Here is a 15640-nt window from a genome sequence, read left to right as displayed (position 1 = left end):
GGAAAACAGGCCCCTTCCCAGTGCCGGCTGTACCCCCTAGTCTGCGGCAGCCGGCTGCCGCGCTTCCCCGTCGGCCTCAAGCGCCTCCTTGGCCCGCGAGACCACGGCGGCGAAAGCCTCCGGCTCGTTCACGGCGAGGTCCGCCAGGATCTTGCGATCGAGGTCGATTCCGGCCAGCTTCACGCCCTGGATGAACCGCGAATAGGATAGCCCGTGCTGACGGGCGGCGGCGTTTATCCGCTGGATCCAGAGCGCCCTGAAGTCACGCTTCTTCTGCTTGCGCCCGACGTAGGCGTAGACGCCGCTCTTCCAGACCTGCTCCTTCGCCCGCTTGTAGGAGCTGTGCTTGGTCCCGCGATAGCCCCTGGCCTGCTTGAGGATCTTGCGCCGCTTCTTGCGGGCGTGTACGCTGCGCGCCGCCCGGGCCAACTACCTCACCCCCAGAAGACGCCGCACCTGAGCCACGTCGTTCGGATGGACCGTGGTCTCGGTGTTGAGCCTGCGCTTGCGTTTCGGACTCTTCTTCTCCAGGATGTGGTTGTGACCGCTGCGGCGGCGCCGGATCCTCCCTCGCTTGCCCACCTCGAAGCGCCCGGCGGCGCCCTTGTGCGTCTTCATCTTCGGCATCTCTTCCTCCACGTTTTTCTTTCCTACGGACGCAAAGACGGATTGAAGATGGAGGCTCGCGGCACGGGAGCAGGCCGTTTCGCCTCCCTTTCTCTGCTCCGGCTGACTATTCTACACCACCCGCCAGAGGTCAGCCGCGGGCCGCGCTCTTCTTCTGCTGATCCTTGCCCCCCTGGGCGTCCTTCCTGGGGGCGAGGACCATGATCATGTTCCTGCCATCCAGGTTGGGCTGGCTTTCTATCTGCCCGAGATCCTTCAGGTCTTCGGCAAGCCTTCTGAGGAGACGCTCCCCGAGCTGCGGATGCTGCACCTCGCGCCCGCGGAACATGATCGTCACCTTGACCTTGTCTCCGCCGCGCAGAAACCGCTCGACGTGGGAGCGTTTGGTGTTGAAGTCGTGGTCCCCGATCTTGGGCCGCAGCTTTATCTCGCGCACGTTTATGTTGGTCTGCTTCTTGCGCGCGGCCTTGCGGGCCTGCTCCTTCTGGTACTTGTACTTGCCGTAGTCCATCAGACGAACCACCGGCGGGTTGGCGTTCGGCGCGACCTCCACCAGATCGAGGTCCAGCCTATCCGCGTACTCCTGAGCCTCGCGGATATGCTTTATGCCGAGCTGTTCGCCTTTTTCCGAGATCAACCGCACCGAGCGAGCCCGGATCTGGTCGTTTACTCTCGGTTCTCCTTCAGGTGCTACTGTACACCACTCCTCTCTGAGCTAGCCTACGCGGGTCCGGAGATAATCAATAGTTCGCCCTTTATCGTCTCTGCGAGGTGATCAAGCGGACCCTTTCATCTTTGATTATACTGCGCCCTCAACTCGGACGTCTACGGGAGCCGAAGACCTCTCCGACCTGACCATCGACGAGAGCGACGAAGGAAGCGAGGTCCATCTCCTCCTGCTTCTTCTCCCCTCGCCGACGTACGTTGACGCTCCCCGCCTCGGCCTCTCTGTCTCCTACTATGAGCAGGTAGGGGACTTTTCTGCGCGAGTTCTCCCGGATCTTCTTCTGCATGGTGTTCGGAGAGTCGTCTACCTCTACCCGTACCCCTCCGGCAGAGAGCTTCCCGCCCACCTCCCTGGCGTACTCCAGGTGACGGTCCGCGACCGGGATCACGACGGCCTGCACCGGAGCGAGCCAGACCGGAAACGCACCCGCGTAGTGCTCGATTAGCACGGCCATGAAGCGCTCGGTGGTTCCCGTCACCGCCCGATGCAGCAGGACCGGGGTGTGTTTCTCTCCATCCTCACCGACGTACTCGCACCCGAGCCGGCCGGGCTGGATGAAGTCGACCTGGATCGTGGAGAGCTGCCACTCACGCCCGAGTACGTCTTTCGCCATGAAGTCTGCCTTAGGCCCGTAGAAAGCAGCCTCGCCCTCGACGGGTTCGTAGGCTATCCCGGCGGCGTCGAGCGCGCTCCGCAGGGCGTCTTCGGCCCGCTGCCACTTCTCTTCGTCGGCGATGTACTTGCTGCTGTCGGGATCGCGCAGCGAGAGCCGCACCCGGTAGTCGGTAAAACCGTAGGTATCGAGCACCTCCCGGATGATCGCGAGCGCCCGGGCGAACTCTTCCTGCACCTGCTCCTCGGTGCAGAAGACGTGGGCGTCATCCTGGGTGAGCGCGCGCACCCGCGTCAGGCCGGAGAGCTCTCCGCTCTTCTCGTAGCGGTAGAGGGTGGCGAACTCCGCGTAGCGTACCGGGAGATCCCGGTAGGAGTGAGAGCGGGAGTTGAAGAGGACCATGTGGCTCGGACAGTTCATCGGTTTGAGCCGGTAGACGTTCTCCCCGTCCTTCATCGGGGGGAACATCGCATCCCGGTAGTGGTCGAGGTGCCCAGAGCGGGCGTAGAGCTTTTCGTTGACCACGTTGCCCGTCCAGACGTGCTCGTAACCGTGGCGGCTCTGCACCTCTCGCACGAAGCTCTCCATCAGGTGCCGGAGCGTCTCTCCTTTGGGTAAAAAGAGCGGTATCCCGGCCCCGACCTCGGAAGAAAAGGTAAAAAGATCCAGCTCGCGCCCAAGTCGGCGGTGATCCCGGGCCCTCGCCTCCTCGAGCCTCTTCAAATACGCCTTGAGTTGCTTCTCACTCGGCCATGCGGTGCCGTAGATGCGGGTGAGCATGGGGTTATTTTCATCCCCCCGCCAGTAGGCTCCAGCGATGCTCTGCAGCTTGAAAGCCCCGATCCTGCCCGTGCTCGGCACGTGCGGCCCCCGGCACAGATCGTAGAAATCACCCTGCCGGTAGATGGAGATCTCCCCGTCCTCCAGATCCTGGATCAGCTCCAGTTTGTACGGGTTGTCCGCGTAGAGCCGCTCGGCCTCCTCTTTTGAGACCTCCTCGCGCCTTATCGGGAGATCCCTCTCCACGATCTCGCGCATCTTCTCTTCGATGCGCGGCAGATCCTCCTCGGTTATACGCCCCGCCACCTCGATGTCGTAGTAGAAACCGTCCTCGACCGGCGGCCCGATGGTGAGCCTGCTGCCGGGATAGAGCTCGAGTATCGCCTGCGCCATCACGTGCGCCGCCGAATGCCGCATCACGTAGAGCCCCTCAGGCGAATCCCTGGTTATGACCTCGAACTCCCGCGCCCCATCCAGCGGCGCATCGAGGTCGACGAGTCGCCCATCCAGGCGCGCCGCGACCGCCTCACGCGCCAGGCGGGGACCTATCCTCCGCGCGACGTCACTGGCCCGCTCCCCGGGCTCGACGTGCAACTCTGTTCCATCGGGCAACCTGACTGAAGACATAGATCCTGCGCCTCTCTCTCAGAAATCGGACAGCGTGGGAATTCAGCGCCGGCTAACTAGTTCGGGTGACACAAGAGCGAAGTGGGCGATAGTGGATTCGAACCACTGACCTCTTCCGCGTCAAGGAAGCGCTCTCCCCCTGAGCTAATCGCCCGTCCTCAATAAAGCCGGGAGGCGGCACCCGGAATCGAACCGGGGTACAGGGTTTTGCAGACCCTTGCCTAACCACTCGGCCATGCCGCCAAAGCCGGCCAGCGCCGGTCATGTTCCGGCTCCGCGGCCAGAGCGGACGACGGGATTCGAACCCGCGACCCTCACCATGGCAAGGTGATGCTCTACCAGCTGAGCTACGTCCGCCTAACATCTCGGTCGCCCGTGTAATTTAGCACGCCTCCGCCCACCTTACAACCGGCCGCCGAGCGCCTTGTAGTACCCCCTCAGGGTACGCGTCGCCTCCTCCCAGCTGCGCCCCAGAGCCGCACCTCTGGCTCCCGTCCGCAGCCGACGCATCCGCTCTTCGTCCCCGAGTATTTCGCTCACGGCATCGACCAGACCGGACGGATCCTTGGGCGAATACAGCCGCCCGCTCTTTCCCTCCTCCACCACCTCCTCCGAAGCCCCGCTGCGGGCCGCCACGACCGGGAGCCCGGAGGCCATGGCCTCGAGCATCGCCATCCCGAGGGTCTCGGTGGTAGAAGGGAAGAGGAAAAGATCCGCGGAAGCGTAGGCCCGCGCGAGATCTTCACCGTGCAGAAAACCGGTGAAGGTGGCCGGCAGGCCGGAGAACTCACGCTCGAGCCTCCCGCGGTCCGGTCCATCACCTACCACGGCCAGCCTTACCCCCGACAGCTCCCGCAGAACGTGCTTGAGGGAAGATATCCCCTTCTCCCGAGCGAGCCTGCCGACGAACAAGAGCAGACGTTCGTCGGGGTGTCCGTCGGAGAGGCGTTTTCTCCATGCCACCGAGCGCTTCTCGGGAGAGAAGAGGCGCGAGTCCACCCCCTGCGGCCAGAGCCGGACGCGCCGGACGCCCTCGTTCCGGAGGTAACGCGCCGTCGCCTCAGATGTACAGAGGTTGAGGTTGGCCTGGTTGTGCAACCCTCTTATCGCCCGGCGGGCGAAGTTCGCCAGAAAACCCAGCTTGTACAGCGAGGCGTAGGTGGCTATATTGGTATGGTAGGAGGCGACGAGCGGCACCCCCATCCTGCGGGCGTAGTAGACGCCCCCGGGTCCGAGTATCACCGGGTTCACCACGTGAACCACATCCGGCCCGAACTCGCTCAAAGCCCGCCCGAGCCCGGGATGGGGCGGACAGAGCTTGACCTGGGGGTACATCGGGAAAGGGATCCCGCGGACCCCCAGGATCCTGGCCCCGGCATAGCGCTCGGGCCCCCCGGAGGGAGCGAAGACGACCACCTCATCTCCGAGACGGGAGAGCTCGTCGAGGGTGTGGCGCAGACGGGTCACCACACCGTCCGTTGCAGGGAGGAAAGTCTCCGTGAAGTACGCTATACGCAAGGCCCTGCGGGACGGTCTCAGGCCGGTGCGTGCAGGCCCATGGTCCTCGACCTTCACCTTCTTCAGGACCCCACCGCTCCGGCGCTCAGAGGTTGGCCACGATCGTTTTCGTGAACTCCCTGGTCCCCGCAGTCCCGCCGAGGTCTTTGGTGCGCGTCTCGGGGCTCTTGAGAGCCGCCTCTATGGCTCGCTGCATCCGCTCCGCGTCCTCCTCGTAACCGAGGTGGATGAGCATGTTCTTGGCCGAGAGCAGGGTCGCGAGCGGGTTGGCCCTGTTCTGACCGGCGTACTTGGGGGTGGAGCCGTGCACCGGCTCGAAGACGGCTATCTCGTCCCCGATGTTGGCTCCGGGCGCGACCCCGAGACCACCGGTGAGGCCGGCGCAGAGATCGGAGAGGATGTCGCCGTAGAGGTTGGGGCAGACGAGCACGTCGTAGAGATGAGGCTTCGTGACGAGCTGCATCGCCATGTTGTCAACGATGCGGTCGTCTATCTCTTCGAAGTCGTCCTCGTACTCTTTTGCGACCCGGAAGAAGACATCCCGGAAGAGCCCATCGGTGTACTTCATGATGTTGGCCTTGTGAACGACCGTTACGTGCCTGCGGCCCTGCTCCCTGGAACGCTCGAAGGCCAGGCGGCAGAAGCGCTCGGTGCCTTCCTCGGTGATGATCTTGATGGACTCCGCCGCGTGCTTGCCGACCCAGTGCTCGACGCCCGCATAGAGATCTTCGGTGTTCTCCCGGTAGAGGACGATGTCTATGTCCTTGTACGGGAGGTCGAGCCCCGGCAGGCTCAGGGCGGGCCGGATGTTGGCGTACAGATCAAGCTCCTTGCGCAGCGCCACGTTGACCGAGCGGAACCCCGTCCCGACGGGCGTCGTGAGTGGCCCCTTCAGAGCGACCTTGTTGCGCCGGATGGATTCGAGAACGTAGTCCGGGAGCGGCGTGCCCTCCTTCTCCATCACGCTCTCCCCGGCCTCGACGATCTCCCACTCGATATCCACCCCGAGCGCCCCGATCACCTCTTTTACCGAATCGGTCAGCTCGGGGCCGGTGCCGTCTCCGGGGATGAGGGTAACGGTTTGTGCCACGTGAAATCTCCCTCACTCTGTAGACCTAAGACTGCTCTGGTCTTCAGTATATCTCTCCTTGAGGGAGGAATTTCTCGGCTATCTCCCCGACCCCAGGAACAGCGCGATCCCGGCAAGCAGGATCAATATCATGGCGAGGATGAAAAACACGACCGCCGGGATGAGCACGATCGCGGCGGCCCGCCCCGTGGTCGTGGAGTGCACCTCCCGTATACCGACGATCGAGAGGTAGATGCCATAGAGGCTCAAGATCCAGCCGATCAGGGGAACCCAGCTCACCAGCGTGGTAACCGAGGCGTACGCCGCCACGCGAAACGTCCCCTCATATCCGGCGCGCTGCGGACCAGCCATCAGGACCACGAGCAGGTGGTAGATCCCGGCCCCGATAAAAAGCCCCACCGCACCCCCCACGATGCCGGAGACCACTCCCAAGATCAAACCCCCGATCCCCTCTCGACCCAGGATGAGCCCGACGACCCCACCGAGAAAGGTGGATACCCCGTAACAGATCAGCGCGAACAAGAGCGGGCTGAGATAGTCCCCCTCCCTAGCGAGGCCCCGGAAAAATCCCACCGGCCTCAGCAGGACCTCCCTCGCCGTCTCCACGAAGCTCGAGAACGGGACCGAAGGCTCGAACTCCCTACCCGTCGGGGCACCTCCAGCCCCACCAGAACCGGTCTGAAAGCTCACTTTTTCTCCTCACTCCGACGCAGGTCAACCACACTCAAACTATTTGTATCATACGCAACAGAATTGTGGTACCCGGAATCGTTCCGGCGGCATCACTGCTGTAAAATCTGGCTCGAGAGGCGGAGAGACAGGAAGTGGGTTCCCCATGCCGTCCACGATAGAGGCGTTGGAGCGGGAGCTGGGAGAGGCTCAGCGGGAGAAGGAGAGACAGGAGCGCGCCGTGATGCGGGCGCGCAACGCCCACGACGCGGCCTGCGCCGCCAGGGACGAGCTCTGGGAGGGCAGGAGCGCGGACGATCCCGAGGTCCGGCAGCTCTCCGACCTCGTCTACCGCAGGAGGAGGGAGCTCTACGAGGCGGTGGATCGCCTGAAGGCCGCCGAGGGGCGCGAGCGGCGGATAAAGAGCCGGCTCATGTACGTGCTTCCGGCCGAGCGGCGCAGATATCTCTCCGGCAACGTCGACCGGGAGTTCGAGCGGTTCCTCGAAACCGTCAAAAAGGCTTACGAAGCAGAGATCGGAGGCCTGTACCTCGCCGTGAGGACAGCAGGGCCCGGGGAGCTGGATCTCGGGGGAGACGCGACCTGGAGAGCGCTCGAGCGTCTCTACGCGAGCAGTGAGCGCCGGTGGGTGGAGATCCGGGCCTCGCAGGAGAGTCCAGCCCTGCACAGGATGGCACGTCAGATCTCCTACTACGCCGGAGGACACGTACCGCGCATCTTCGTCAGAGATCAGGAGATTCCGGCCGAGATCCCGCGGAGCGCGCCGCAGGAGGAGTGGCCCCACCTCCCCAGGTACGACAGTACAGAGGGCAGGCTTGAGTTAGCCAGGATCACGGCCCGGCGCTACCTGGAGGAGAGCACCATCGAGCGCCTCTCGAAGCGCGAGGAGGCTCTGGTGCAGATCGCGGAGATCGCCCGCGTCTACCAGAGCATGAACCTCACCGGCGACGAGGTACGCTGGAGGCTCGAGCAGCTCGTCTCGCTCAGCACCGAGGTCCTTTCGGCGGTGCGCCAGCTCACGAGCCAGCGGCGCCGGTTCTCCTTCTACGAGATCGCCCGCGCCGCCCGCCTGCTCGACAACCACTTCCCCGACTCGTCGGTCGCAGCAGAGGCCTTGATGCGGGCGGTCGACCGGGCGCTCAGAACCGGTGTGCCGCTCGTGGACGTCGCCTACATCAGCGTCACCGCCGGGGAGGGGTTCTCCTGAGGACTTCTAGGCATCTTTGAGGTCGTGCTCGGGTACCGAGAGGTTGTATGGTCGGGCGGGCTTCTCGGCGAGCACCCTCACCTTGTAGACGAAGTCCGGGATGAACTCGGCTCTTCGGACATCGAGTATCTCGACCGGCTGTCCGGTCGCCTTAAGAGCGGCCCTGTCGCCGGGCTTGTACCTGGCTGGTTTCGTACGATCGACGGGCATCCTCCGACACCTCCAAAAAGCAAGAACCCGCCGCAAGTATAATGCCCGCTGCGCCCTTTTGAGCGGAGAGCCGGGAGGAGAGATGCCAGAGCGTTACGATCTCATCGTCGTCGGAGCGGGCCCCGCAGGGTCCTCCACCGCCTACCACGCGGCGAGAGAGGGGCTAGAGGTGCTCCTGATCGACCGGCAGGATTTCCCCCGCGACAAGCCCTGCGGCGACGGTCTCATGCCCCACGCCGCCTCGGAGATATCCCTCATGGGGCTCGGCGACTGGCTCGATGAGCCCCACCACGGCAGATTCCGCGGCTTCAGCATCTACACCGAGAGCGCCTTTCTCAAGCAGAGCGTCCCCCCCACCCTCAACGGGGTCCACGGCTACACCTCCCGGCGCATCGAAACCGACGCGAAGCTCCTTGAGAGAGCGAAGGAGGCGGGAGCCAGGTTCCTGCCGCAGACCAGGGCCACCGAACCCATCCGAAACTCCACCGGAGAGATCACCGGGGTCACGGCCGAGAGAGACGGCGAGACGCTGCGCTTCTCGGCTCCGCTCGTCGTCGCGGCCGACGGCGTGGGGGGATTCGCGGCGGAGGGGATGAAGGCGCACCAGAACGCCGTTGCCTGCAGGCAGTACTTCAAGGGGATCGAGGGACCGGACAGGGACCACCTGCACGTCTTCGTCACCCGCGACATGAACGAGCACGGGGCGGGCTACGGCTGGGTCTTCCACTTCGGCGACGGTACGGCGAACGTGGGAGCGGGCGTCTCCACCCGCACAATCCACAAGACGGGCAGGAACCTCAAGGACTTCTACGAACGATTCCTGGAGGAGCCGCGGCTGAAAGAGTGGCTCAAGGGAGCAGAGCCCGAAGGGCCGCCGAAGAGCTGGTCTCTGAAGATGGGGATGTGGGGCGCCAGGCGTCACTCGCAGGGGATGATGAGCGCGGGGGATGCCGGCAGCATGATCCACCCGATAAGCGGCGAGGGGGTCGGCTACGCGATAGAGTCCGGCAGGCTCGCCGCCGCGTGGGCGTACGAGGCGCACTCGCGCAAAGACTTCTCGGCACGTCTCCTGCGCGGCTACGAGAGGCAGCTCCTCGGGCGCAGGGGCCGGGAGCACCTCTCGGGCTACGCACTCGTCCGGCTCGTACCGAACCTGCGACTGCTCGAGCCGCTCTTCAAGGCGTGCGAGAAGCACCCCGGCGCCCGCAAGACGCTCGTGGAAGGGTTCATCGGGGACGTTCCGATCTACCGCATGCTGCGCCATCCCGGCGCGCTCGCTGCGGCGCTGAGAGGAGCGGTCGGGGGCAGAAAGGAGGTCGGAGGTGTCTGAGCAAAAGATCACGGTTTCCGGATCGAAGGTGGTCGTGCTCGACGACGGGACCTTCGTCACCGACGCGGGCAACCTGCTCGGCGTGAAGAGCCGGGCGAGGATAAAGGGAGCGATGCACCCCATCCTGATCGATACCGGGGAAGGGAACGTCCTGATCGACGCGGGCTTCGGGCCGGAGCTCCCTCCCTCCCTCGAAGGCCGCTACGAACTGAGGAGAAAGCTGGACCTGCTCGAGAGCATGCGAGAAGCCGGATACAGACCGGAGGAGATCACGGCCATCATCCTCAGCCACCTCGACCCGGATCACATCGGCTGGGCGCTGAGACCGAGGAGCTTCCCGAACGCGACGGTCTACGTGCAGCGGGCCGCGCTGGAAGAGGCCCGGAAGATGCCGGAAGAGGAGGAGCGCCACGAAGCCGTCCCGCTCGTCGAGCGGGCGGTGGAGGAGAGCTGGTGCGAGCTGCTCGAAGGGGAGCGGGAGATCCTCCCGGGCGTGAGGGTCGAGGTGCGCCCGGGACACGCCGGGGGGCATCAGATCGTCTGGGTAGGGTCCGGCGAAGAGCTGGCGCTCTACACCGGGGATCTCGCACCGGCGAAGATCTGGCTCGACCCCGACCTCATAAGCTCCGTGGACACCGACCCGAAGGCCGCCCGCACAAACCGCATCGAGGTACTCTCCGAGGCCGCGCGCCTCGACGCCCTGGTCATCCTCTACCACGAACCCACAGAACCCCTGGTGAGGGTGAGGCGCACCGAGAAGGGGTTCGAAGCGGTCTCGCTCGGGTCCTAACCCTCGTACCAGGTCGTCATCCGCTCGACCGGGCTGCGCCTGCGCCGGGTCTTCGGGGCATCCGGGTAGCCGATGTAGAGGTAGGCGACGATGCTGTCCTTCTCCTCGAGGCCGAAGAAGTCCCGCATGTAGTCGTGGTAGGCCGCCGGGCCGGTGCGCCACATGCAACCGAGCCCGAGGTCGTGCGCGGTGAGCTGCATGTTCTGCACGGCCGCGCAGCAGGCCGCGTAGTTCTCGATCGTCTCGACCTCGTCGCGCCCGCCTTTCGAGATCACCGCGATCACGACCGGCGCCCGGAAGGCCTTTTTGCGCTCACGGCTTATGCGACCCGCCGCGAGCTCCTCGTCCTCACCCTCCTCCTCGGCCATGATGCGCGCCAGCTCGGCCCTCGCCCGGGCCAGCCTGCCCCGGCCCCGCCCGACGAAGACATAAAAGCGCCACGGCTCGGTGATCCTGTGGTTCGGAGCGTGGATGGCGCTCTCCAGGATCTTCTCGACGAGCTCACGAGAGACCGGATCCTGTTTGACCCTCCCCACGCTCCTGCGCGACTCTATGGCCTCGCTTACCTCCAAAGCACCTCCCAGGGGTTTGCCTTCTGTGGTTCCTTCGGAGAGGAAATTTTAATGCAGGGCGCCTCAGGCAAAGCGGGGGGAATTCACCTATCATGGGTCTTAGAGATTGTATGCTGAGGGGTACCCTGGGCCGCTCCAGCGTGCAGCCCTCAGGCAACGAAAAAGGAGGCATGCCAGAGTGTCGAAGACCGTGACCGTCACCGGCGCCGCAGGCGCCATCGGGTACGCGATACTGTTCAGGATAGCCTCGGGTCAGATGCTCGGCCCCGACCAGAAGATCCGGCTGAAGCTGCTGGAGATAGAACCCGCCCTCAAGGCCGCCGAGGGCACCGCGATGGAGCTCTACGACTGCGCCTTTCCCCTCCTGGAGTCCATAGACATAACGGCGGATCCCAAGGAGGCCTTCGACGGCGCGAACGTCTGCCTGCTCATCGGCGCCCGGCCCCGCCAGAGGGGGATGGAGCGCGCCGACCTTCTGGAGGCGAACGGTCAGATCTTCAAGCCCCAGGGCCGGGCCATAAACGACCACGCCGCCGATGATGTGCGCGTGCTGGTCGTCGGCAACCCGGCGAACACCAACTGCCTGATCGCGATGAACAACGCCCCCGACGTCCCGCGCGAGCGCTTCAGCGCGATGACCCGCCTCGACGAGAACCGCGCCGTCTCGATGCTCGCCCAGAAGCTGGACGTGGGCGTCGAGGACATCCGGGACCTCGTCGTGTGGGGCAACCACTCGCCGACGATGTTCCCCGACCTCTTCAACGCCAGGGTGAAGGGCCAGCGGGCCGTGGACCTGGTGGAGATGGACTGGTACGAGAACGAGTATATTCCGCGCGTCGGAGGGCGCGGCGCGGAGATAATCGAAGCCCGCGGCGCCTCCTCGGCCGCCTCGGCGGCGAACGCCGCCATAGACCACGTCCACGACTGGATGCTGGGCGCCGACAGCCTCCACTCGATGGCCGTCGCCTCGAGCGGCGAGTACGGCGTCGAGGAAGGTCTCATCTCCTCCTTCCCGGTGCGGCTCTCGGGCGGCGGCGAGTACGAGATCGCCGAAGGACTCGAGGTCGGGGACTTCGCCCGCTCGAAGCTCGAGATCACCGTCGGCGAGCTCAAGGAAGAGCGCGACGCGGTCAGGCAGCTCGGCCTGATCGGCTGACGAACCCGTGCCCGAGGCGACACCGGAGTTCAAGCGCCGCCTGAAGGAAGAGTTCGACGCGGTGAGCGTCGGGCAGACGTTCACCTACCGGCGCACCTTCACCGAGGGTGACGTCGCCCTCTTCTGCGGCGTCACGGGCGACCACAACCCCTACCACCAGGACGAGGCGTTCGCCAGGGAGAGCTGGTACGGACGCAGAACCATCCCGGGGCTCCTCACAGGGAGCATGCTCACCCACATCGGCGGGATGCTCGGCTTTCTCGCCACCGAGATGCACTTCGAATACCTGGCGCCCGTGTTCGTCGGCGATACGATCACCTGCACCGTGACGGTGCTGGAGAAGGACGAGGAGCGGCGCCGCCTCTCGTGCGGCGCCGACTTCGTCAACCAGGATGGGGTTCGGGTGATCCGGGCGCGCTTCTCCGGTTTCCCCGGCCAGCTGCGCCTGGCGCGCTAGAGAACCTGTATCCTCTTGCGGACCTTCATGCTGGCGATGCTCGCCGCGATCTCGTCGAAAGCACGCGCCGGGGAGCTGCCCTCTTCGAAGAGGCACCTTCCGGGCTCACCCGTCGTATCCGGCAGGATCGGGATGCGCCCGAGGATGCGCGAGCCGAGCTCCGCGGCGACCCTCTCGCCGCCGTCGCCGCCGAAGATCCTCATCTCGTGGCCGCACTCCGGGCACTCGGCGTAGCTCATGTTCTCGACGACGCCGTCGAGCTTGAGGTGGGCCTGCACCGCCATCTTCCCGGCCTTCACGGCGACGCGCGCGGCGTCGGCCTGCGGCGTTGTCACGACGAGCGCCTCGGCCTTCGGGATCATCTGCGCCACCGTTAGGGCCACGTCACCGGTGCCGGGGGGCATGTCCACGATCACGAAGTCTGGCTCGCCCCAGTAGACGTCGCGCATGAGCTGGGCGAGCGCCTTGTTGACGATCGGGGCGCGCCAGATGATCGCCTGCCCCTCGCCGACGAAGTTCCCCATCGAGATGAACTTGAGCCCGGTCGGGGACTCTATCGGGAAGATGACGCCGTCTATGACGTTGGGCTTCTGCAGCGCCCCGAGCATCACCGGCACCGAAGCCCCGTGCACGTCGGCGTCGAGGATCTGGACGGTCTTGCCCGCCCGCTGCAGCGCAGCCGCGAGGTTGACCGCGACGGTGCTCTTACCGACTCCGCCCTTGCCGCTGACGACGGCGATTATGCGGGTCTTCGACTCGTCGCGGAAGGCAGAGGCGATCTCGCGTTCTCCTCCCGAGAGGGAATTCATCAGGTTCTGCCGGTCGGCGTCGGTCATCACGCCGAAGTCGACGTCGACCTCGGAGACGCCTTCCACCATCTTCAGGCGGTCGGTGACGTCCTTCGTGATCCGGTGCTTGAGAGGACAACCGGCGGTGGTCAGAGCAACCCCCACCCTGACCCTGCCACCGTCGATCTCGATGCCGCGGACCATGTTGAGCGAGACGATATCGCGCCCTATCTCCGGGTCGCGGACGTCTCTCAAAGCCTCCCGGACGGCGTCCTCGGTCGGCCCGTCCTGTCGAAGCTTCTCCTCCCGTCTGCGGAAAAGGTTAGCCACTTGTAATACCCTCCTCGAGGCCTCGGAGTCCGCAAAGCCCACGCTCTCTCGAATTTCAATGCAATACTATCACAGCGCTCCGCCCCTCCGGCCGGGGCAGAATCAGGGCCGGTGCTCGCCGAAGACCTCGCGCAGGGTGTCGGAGACCTCCCCAAGGGTAGCGAGGTTGCGCAGGGCCTCTTTCATCGGATAGAGGAGGTTCTCGCCGGAGGACGCAACCCGCCGGAGTGCGGCTAGAGACCTCTTCACCCTCCCCGCGTCGCGCTCCTCCCTGAGACGGCGCAGCTTCTCGCGCTGCACCCGGACCACGGCCTCACCGACGACGTGCAGCTCCATGTCAGGCTCATCACCGGATTCCTCGTAGCGGTTGACGCCGACGACCACGCGTTCCCCCCGCTCGACCTCAAGCTGGTGGCGGAAGGCAGACTCTTCGATCTCGCGCTGCATATATCCCTCCTCCACCGACCGGACCGCGCCTCCTCGCTCCTCTATCTGCTTGAGATACCTCCACGCGGCCTCCTCCACCTCGTCGGTGAGGCGCTCGACGAAGTACGAACCGCCGAGCGGGTCGGCGACGCGGGTAATGCCGCTCTCGTGCGCGAGGATCTGCTGGGTGCGCAGCGCCAGCGTCGCGCTGCGTTCGGTGGGGAGCGCGAGCGCCTCGTCGTAGGCGTTGGTGTGCAGCGACTGGGTACCACCGAGCACGGCCGCGAGAGCCTCGACGGTAGTGCGCACGATGTTATTCTCGGGCTGCTGGGCGGTGAGCGTGGAGCCAGCCGTCTGGGCATGGAAGCGCATCCTGAGGCTTTTCGGATCGCTCGCCCCGAACCGCTCCCGCATGATCTTCGCCCACATGCGCCTGGCAGCCCGGAACTTGGCGATCTCTTCGAAGAGATCGCTGTGGGCGCTGAAGAAGAAGGAGAGCCGGGGGGCGAAGCGGTCCACCTCGAGCCCGGCCCCGAGGGCCGCCTCGACGTAGGCCACCGCGTCGGCGAGCGTGAAGGCGACCTCCTGCACGGCGTCGGCGCCCGCCTCGCGGATGTGATAGCCGGAGATGGAGATCGGGTTCCATCGGGGCAGCTCGCGGGCGCAGTAGGAGATCAGGTCGGTGGCGAGACGCATCGAGGGTCCGGGTGGATAGACGTAGGTGCCCCGCGCCAGATACTCCTTGAGTATGTCGTTCTGGGTGGTGCCGGAGATCCTCTCCCGCGGCACCCCCTGCTCTTCGGCGACCATCTGGTAGAGGAGGAGCAGGATGGGGGCCGTGGCGTTTATCGTCATGGAGGTCGAGACCGAACCGAGCGGTATGCCGCTGAAGAGCTCGCGCATGTCCAGGATCGAGTCGACCGCCACCCCGACCTTGCCCACCTCGCTCGCGGCGAGCGGGTGGTCGGAGTCGAGCCCCATCTGGGTCGGAAGGTCGAAGGCGACGGACAGTCCGGTCTGGCCCCGCTCTATGAGGTGCCGGAAGCGCCGGTTGGTCTCCTCGGCGGTGCCGAAGCCGGCGTACTGGCGCATCGTCCAGGGGCGGCCGCGGTACATCGTCGGGTAGATGCCGCGGGTGTAGGGGTACTCGCCGGGATCGCCGAGTCTCTCTGCATAGTCGAAGTCCTCGAGATCGCACGGTCCGTAGAAGGACTGAACCTCGATTCCGCTTCCCGTGAAGAACTTCTCGCCGGAGGACAAGGTTACTCCCCCCTCTCCTCGACGAGCTCGGTGAGGACGCCGAAGGCGCTCTGCGGATGGAGAAAGGCGATCCTTCTCCCTCCCAAGCCGACCCGCGGCTGGCGGTCCACGAGTTCGAATTCCCGGCTCTCGAGCTCTTCGAGCGCCCGCTCGAGGTTCGGGACGAGGTAGGCGACGTGGTGCATGCCTTCACCCCGCCGGGCGAGAAAACGACCCACGGGGGAATCCGGATTGGTGGGCTGCAGTAGCTCCAGCTCCACATCTCCGGCCTGAAGACGCGCCGCGAGCACTCCCTGCTCTTCGCTCATCTCCGTCTGAAGATGCCGCATCCCGAAAACCTCTTCGTAGAAGGCGACCGCCGACCTGAGATCCCTCACCACGTACCCCAAGTGATGTATACGCCCGATCAAAGCCGGCCTTCCCAGGGAGCATGCCCGCTGGC

Annotated in this window: 16 protein-coding genes, 3 tRNA genes and 1 pseudogene; 5 read left to right on the top strand and 15 right to left on the bottom strand. The window is 65.2% G+C overall.

Annotation, left to right across the window (positions count from 1 at the left end; genetic code table 11):
* Positions 1–36: 36 nt before the first annotated feature.
* From rplT to PJB24_RS09500, 10 genes and pseudogenes are all read right to left on the bottom strand, one after another.
* Entirely contained in the window at positions 37–429 is a 393-nt protein-coding gene (gene rplT, locus PJB24_RS09545) for a 50S ribosomal protein L20 (RefSeq protein ID WP_273845198.1), read from the bottom strand.
* Positions 430–627: a 50S ribosomal protein L35 gene (gene rpmI / locus PJB24_RS09540; protein WP_273845197.1), complete on the bottom strand. Its 198-nt coding sequence runs from the start codon at positions 625–627 to the stop codon at positions 430–432.
* A gap of 130 nt (positions 628–757) precedes the next feature.
* Positions 758–1294 (bottom strand): annotated as a pseudogene (gene infC / locus PJB24_RS09535) (translation initiation factor IF-3); the annotation flags it as partial.
* A gap of 145 nt (positions 1295–1439) precedes the next feature.
* Positions 1440–3374 (bottom strand): threonine--tRNA ligase, encoded by a 1935-nt coding sequence (gene thrS, locus PJB24_RS09530; protein WP_273845195.1) that lies wholly within the window; start codon positions 3372–3374, stop codon positions 1440–1442.
* A gap of 82 nt (positions 3375–3456) precedes the next feature.
* Positions 3457–3528 (bottom strand) — tRNA-Val (locus tag PJB24_RS09525).
* An 18-nt stretch (positions 3529–3546) separates the two neighbouring features.
* Positions 3547–3617, bottom strand: a tRNA-Cys gene (locus tag PJB24_RS09520).
* Positions 3618–3658: 41 nt separating this feature from the next.
* Positions 3659–3731 (bottom strand) — tRNA-Gly (locus PJB24_RS09515).
* Between the two features lie 45 nt (positions 3732–3776).
* Positions 3777–4841, bottom strand: coding sequence for a glycosyltransferase family 4 protein (locus PJB24_RS09510; protein WP_273845194.1), 1065 nt, complete (start codon positions 4839–4841; stop codon positions 3777–3779).
* 136 nt (positions 4842–4977) lie between these two features.
* The gene (locus tag PJB24_RS09505; protein ID WP_273845192.1) at positions 4978–5982 is read right to left on the bottom strand and encodes an isocitrate/isopropylmalate dehydrogenase family protein; all 1005 of its coding nucleotides are present in this window, start codon (positions 5980–5982) and stop codon (positions 4978–4980) included.
* A gap of 78 nt (positions 5983–6060) precedes the next feature.
* The gene (locus PJB24_RS09500; protein ID WP_273845191.1) at positions 6061–6672 is read right to left on the bottom strand and encodes a YIP1 family protein; all 612 of its coding nucleotides are present in this window, start codon (positions 6670–6672) and stop codon (positions 6061–6063) included.
* A gap of 145 nt (positions 6673–6817) precedes the next feature.
* Here PJB24_RS09500 and PJB24_RS09495 point away from each other — a divergent pair, with 145 nt between their 5' ends.
* Positions 6818–7879, top strand: a complete 1062-nt coding sequence (locus PJB24_RS09495) for a hypothetical protein (protein ID WP_273845189.1) — start codon at positions 6818–6820, stop codon at positions 7877–7879.
* A 6-nt stretch (positions 7880–7885) separates the two neighbouring features.
* Here the strand turns inward: PJB24_RS09495 and PJB24_RS09490 are convergent, their stop codons facing one another.
* Positions 7886–8089: a hypothetical protein gene (locus PJB24_RS09490; RefSeq protein WP_273845188.1), complete on the bottom strand. Its 204-nt coding sequence runs from the start codon at positions 8087–8089 to the stop codon at positions 7886–7888.
* Between the two features lie 82 nt (positions 8090–8171).
* Here PJB24_RS09490 and PJB24_RS09485 point away from each other — a divergent pair, with 82 nt between their 5' ends.
* A complete protein-coding gene (locus PJB24_RS09485) occupies positions 8172–9419 on the top strand; it encodes an NAD(P)/FAD-dependent oxidoreductase (RefSeq protein WP_273845186.1) in 1248 nt (415 codons plus the stop codon).
* Positions 9412–10209, top strand: coding sequence for an MBL fold metallo-hydrolase (locus PJB24_RS09480; RefSeq protein WP_273845185.1), 798 nt, complete (start codon positions 9412–9414; stop codon positions 10207–10209). The genes PJB24_RS09485 and PJB24_RS09480 overlap by 8 nt, the downstream gene beginning before the upstream one ends.
* Here the strand turns inward: PJB24_RS09480 and PJB24_RS09475 are convergent.
* Positions 10206–10781 (bottom strand): nitroreductase family protein, encoded by a 576-nt coding sequence (locus tag PJB24_RS09475; protein WP_273845184.1) that lies wholly within the window; start codon positions 10779–10781, stop codon positions 10206–10208. The two genes, PJB24_RS09480 and PJB24_RS09475, sit on opposite strands and share 4 nt — an antisense overlap.
* A 178-nt stretch (positions 10782–10959) precedes the next feature.
* On the opposite strand from PJB24_RS09475, the gene PJB24_RS09470 reads away from it, so the two are divergent.
* Together PJB24_RS09470 and PJB24_RS09465 are read left to right on the top strand one after the other, a co-directional pair.
* On the top strand, positions 10960–11937 hold the full coding sequence (locus PJB24_RS09470; RefSeq protein ID WP_273845182.1) for a malate dehydrogenase: 978 nt from the start codon (positions 10960–10962) through the stop codon (positions 11935–11937).
* A gap of 7 nt (positions 11938–11944) precedes the next feature.
* Positions 11945–12394 carry a MaoC family dehydratase gene (locus tag PJB24_RS09465; RefSeq protein WP_273845181.1) on the top strand — a complete coding sequence of 150 codons (450 nt, stop codon included), beginning with the start codon at positions 11945–11947 and terminating at the stop codon, positions 12392–12394.
* Here the strand turns inward: PJB24_RS09465 and PJB24_RS09460 are convergent.
* The 3 genes from PJB24_RS09460 to mce all read right to left on the bottom strand — a co-directional run bounded on the left by PJB24_RS09460 (position 12391) and on the right by mce (position 15608).
* A complete protein-coding gene (locus PJB24_RS09460; RefSeq protein WP_273845179.1) occupies positions 12391–13512 on the bottom strand; it encodes an Mrp/NBP35 family ATP-binding protein in 1122 nt (373 codons plus the stop codon). The two genes, PJB24_RS09465 and PJB24_RS09460, sit on opposite strands and share 4 nt — an antisense overlap.
* Positions 13513–13614: 102 nt before the next feature.
* The gene (locus PJB24_RS09455) at positions 13615–15198 is read right to left on the bottom strand and encodes an acyl-CoA mutase large subunit family protein (RefSeq protein WP_273845178.1); all 1584 of its coding nucleotides are present in this window, start codon (positions 15196–15198) and stop codon (positions 13615–13617) included.
* A gap of 2 nt (positions 15199–15200) precedes the next feature.
* Positions 15201–15608, bottom strand: a complete 408-nt coding sequence (mce, locus tag PJB24_RS09450; RefSeq protein WP_273845176.1) for a methylmalonyl-CoA epimerase — start codon at positions 15606–15608, stop codon at positions 15201–15203.
* Positions 15609–15640: the final 32 nt, after the last annotated feature.

It is taken from the genome of Rubrobacter calidifluminis (genome assembly GCF_028617075.1).
GTDB classification, from domain to species: Bacteria; Actinomycetota; Rubrobacteria; order Rubrobacterales; family Rubrobacteraceae; genus Rubrobacter_E; species Rubrobacter_E calidifluminis.
This window is presented reverse-complemented; position numbering and strand designations above follow the sequence as displayed.

Bases quoted from the DNA above. Each gene is read 5' to 3' on its own strand.
- rpmI (WP_273845197.1), bottom strand. From the start codon at position 627: ATGCCGAAGATGAAGACGCACAAGGGCGCCGCCGGGCGCTTCGAGGTG.
- thrS (WP_273845195.1), bottom strand. From the start codon at position 3,374: ATGTCTTCAGTCAGGTTGCCCGATGGAACAGAGTTGCACGTCGAGCCC.
- PJB24_RS09490 (WP_273845188.1), bottom strand. From the start codon at position 8,089: ATGCCCGTCGATCGTACGAAACCAGCCAGGTACAAGCCCGGCGACAGG.
- PJB24_RS09485 (WP_273845186.1), top strand. From the start codon at position 8,172: ATGCCAGAGCGTTACGATCTCATCGTCGTCGGAGCGGGCCCCGCAGGG.
- PJB24_RS09495 (WP_273845189.1), top strand. From the start codon at position 6,818: ATGCCGTCCACGATAGAGGCGTTGGAGCGGGAGCTGGGAGAGGCTCAG.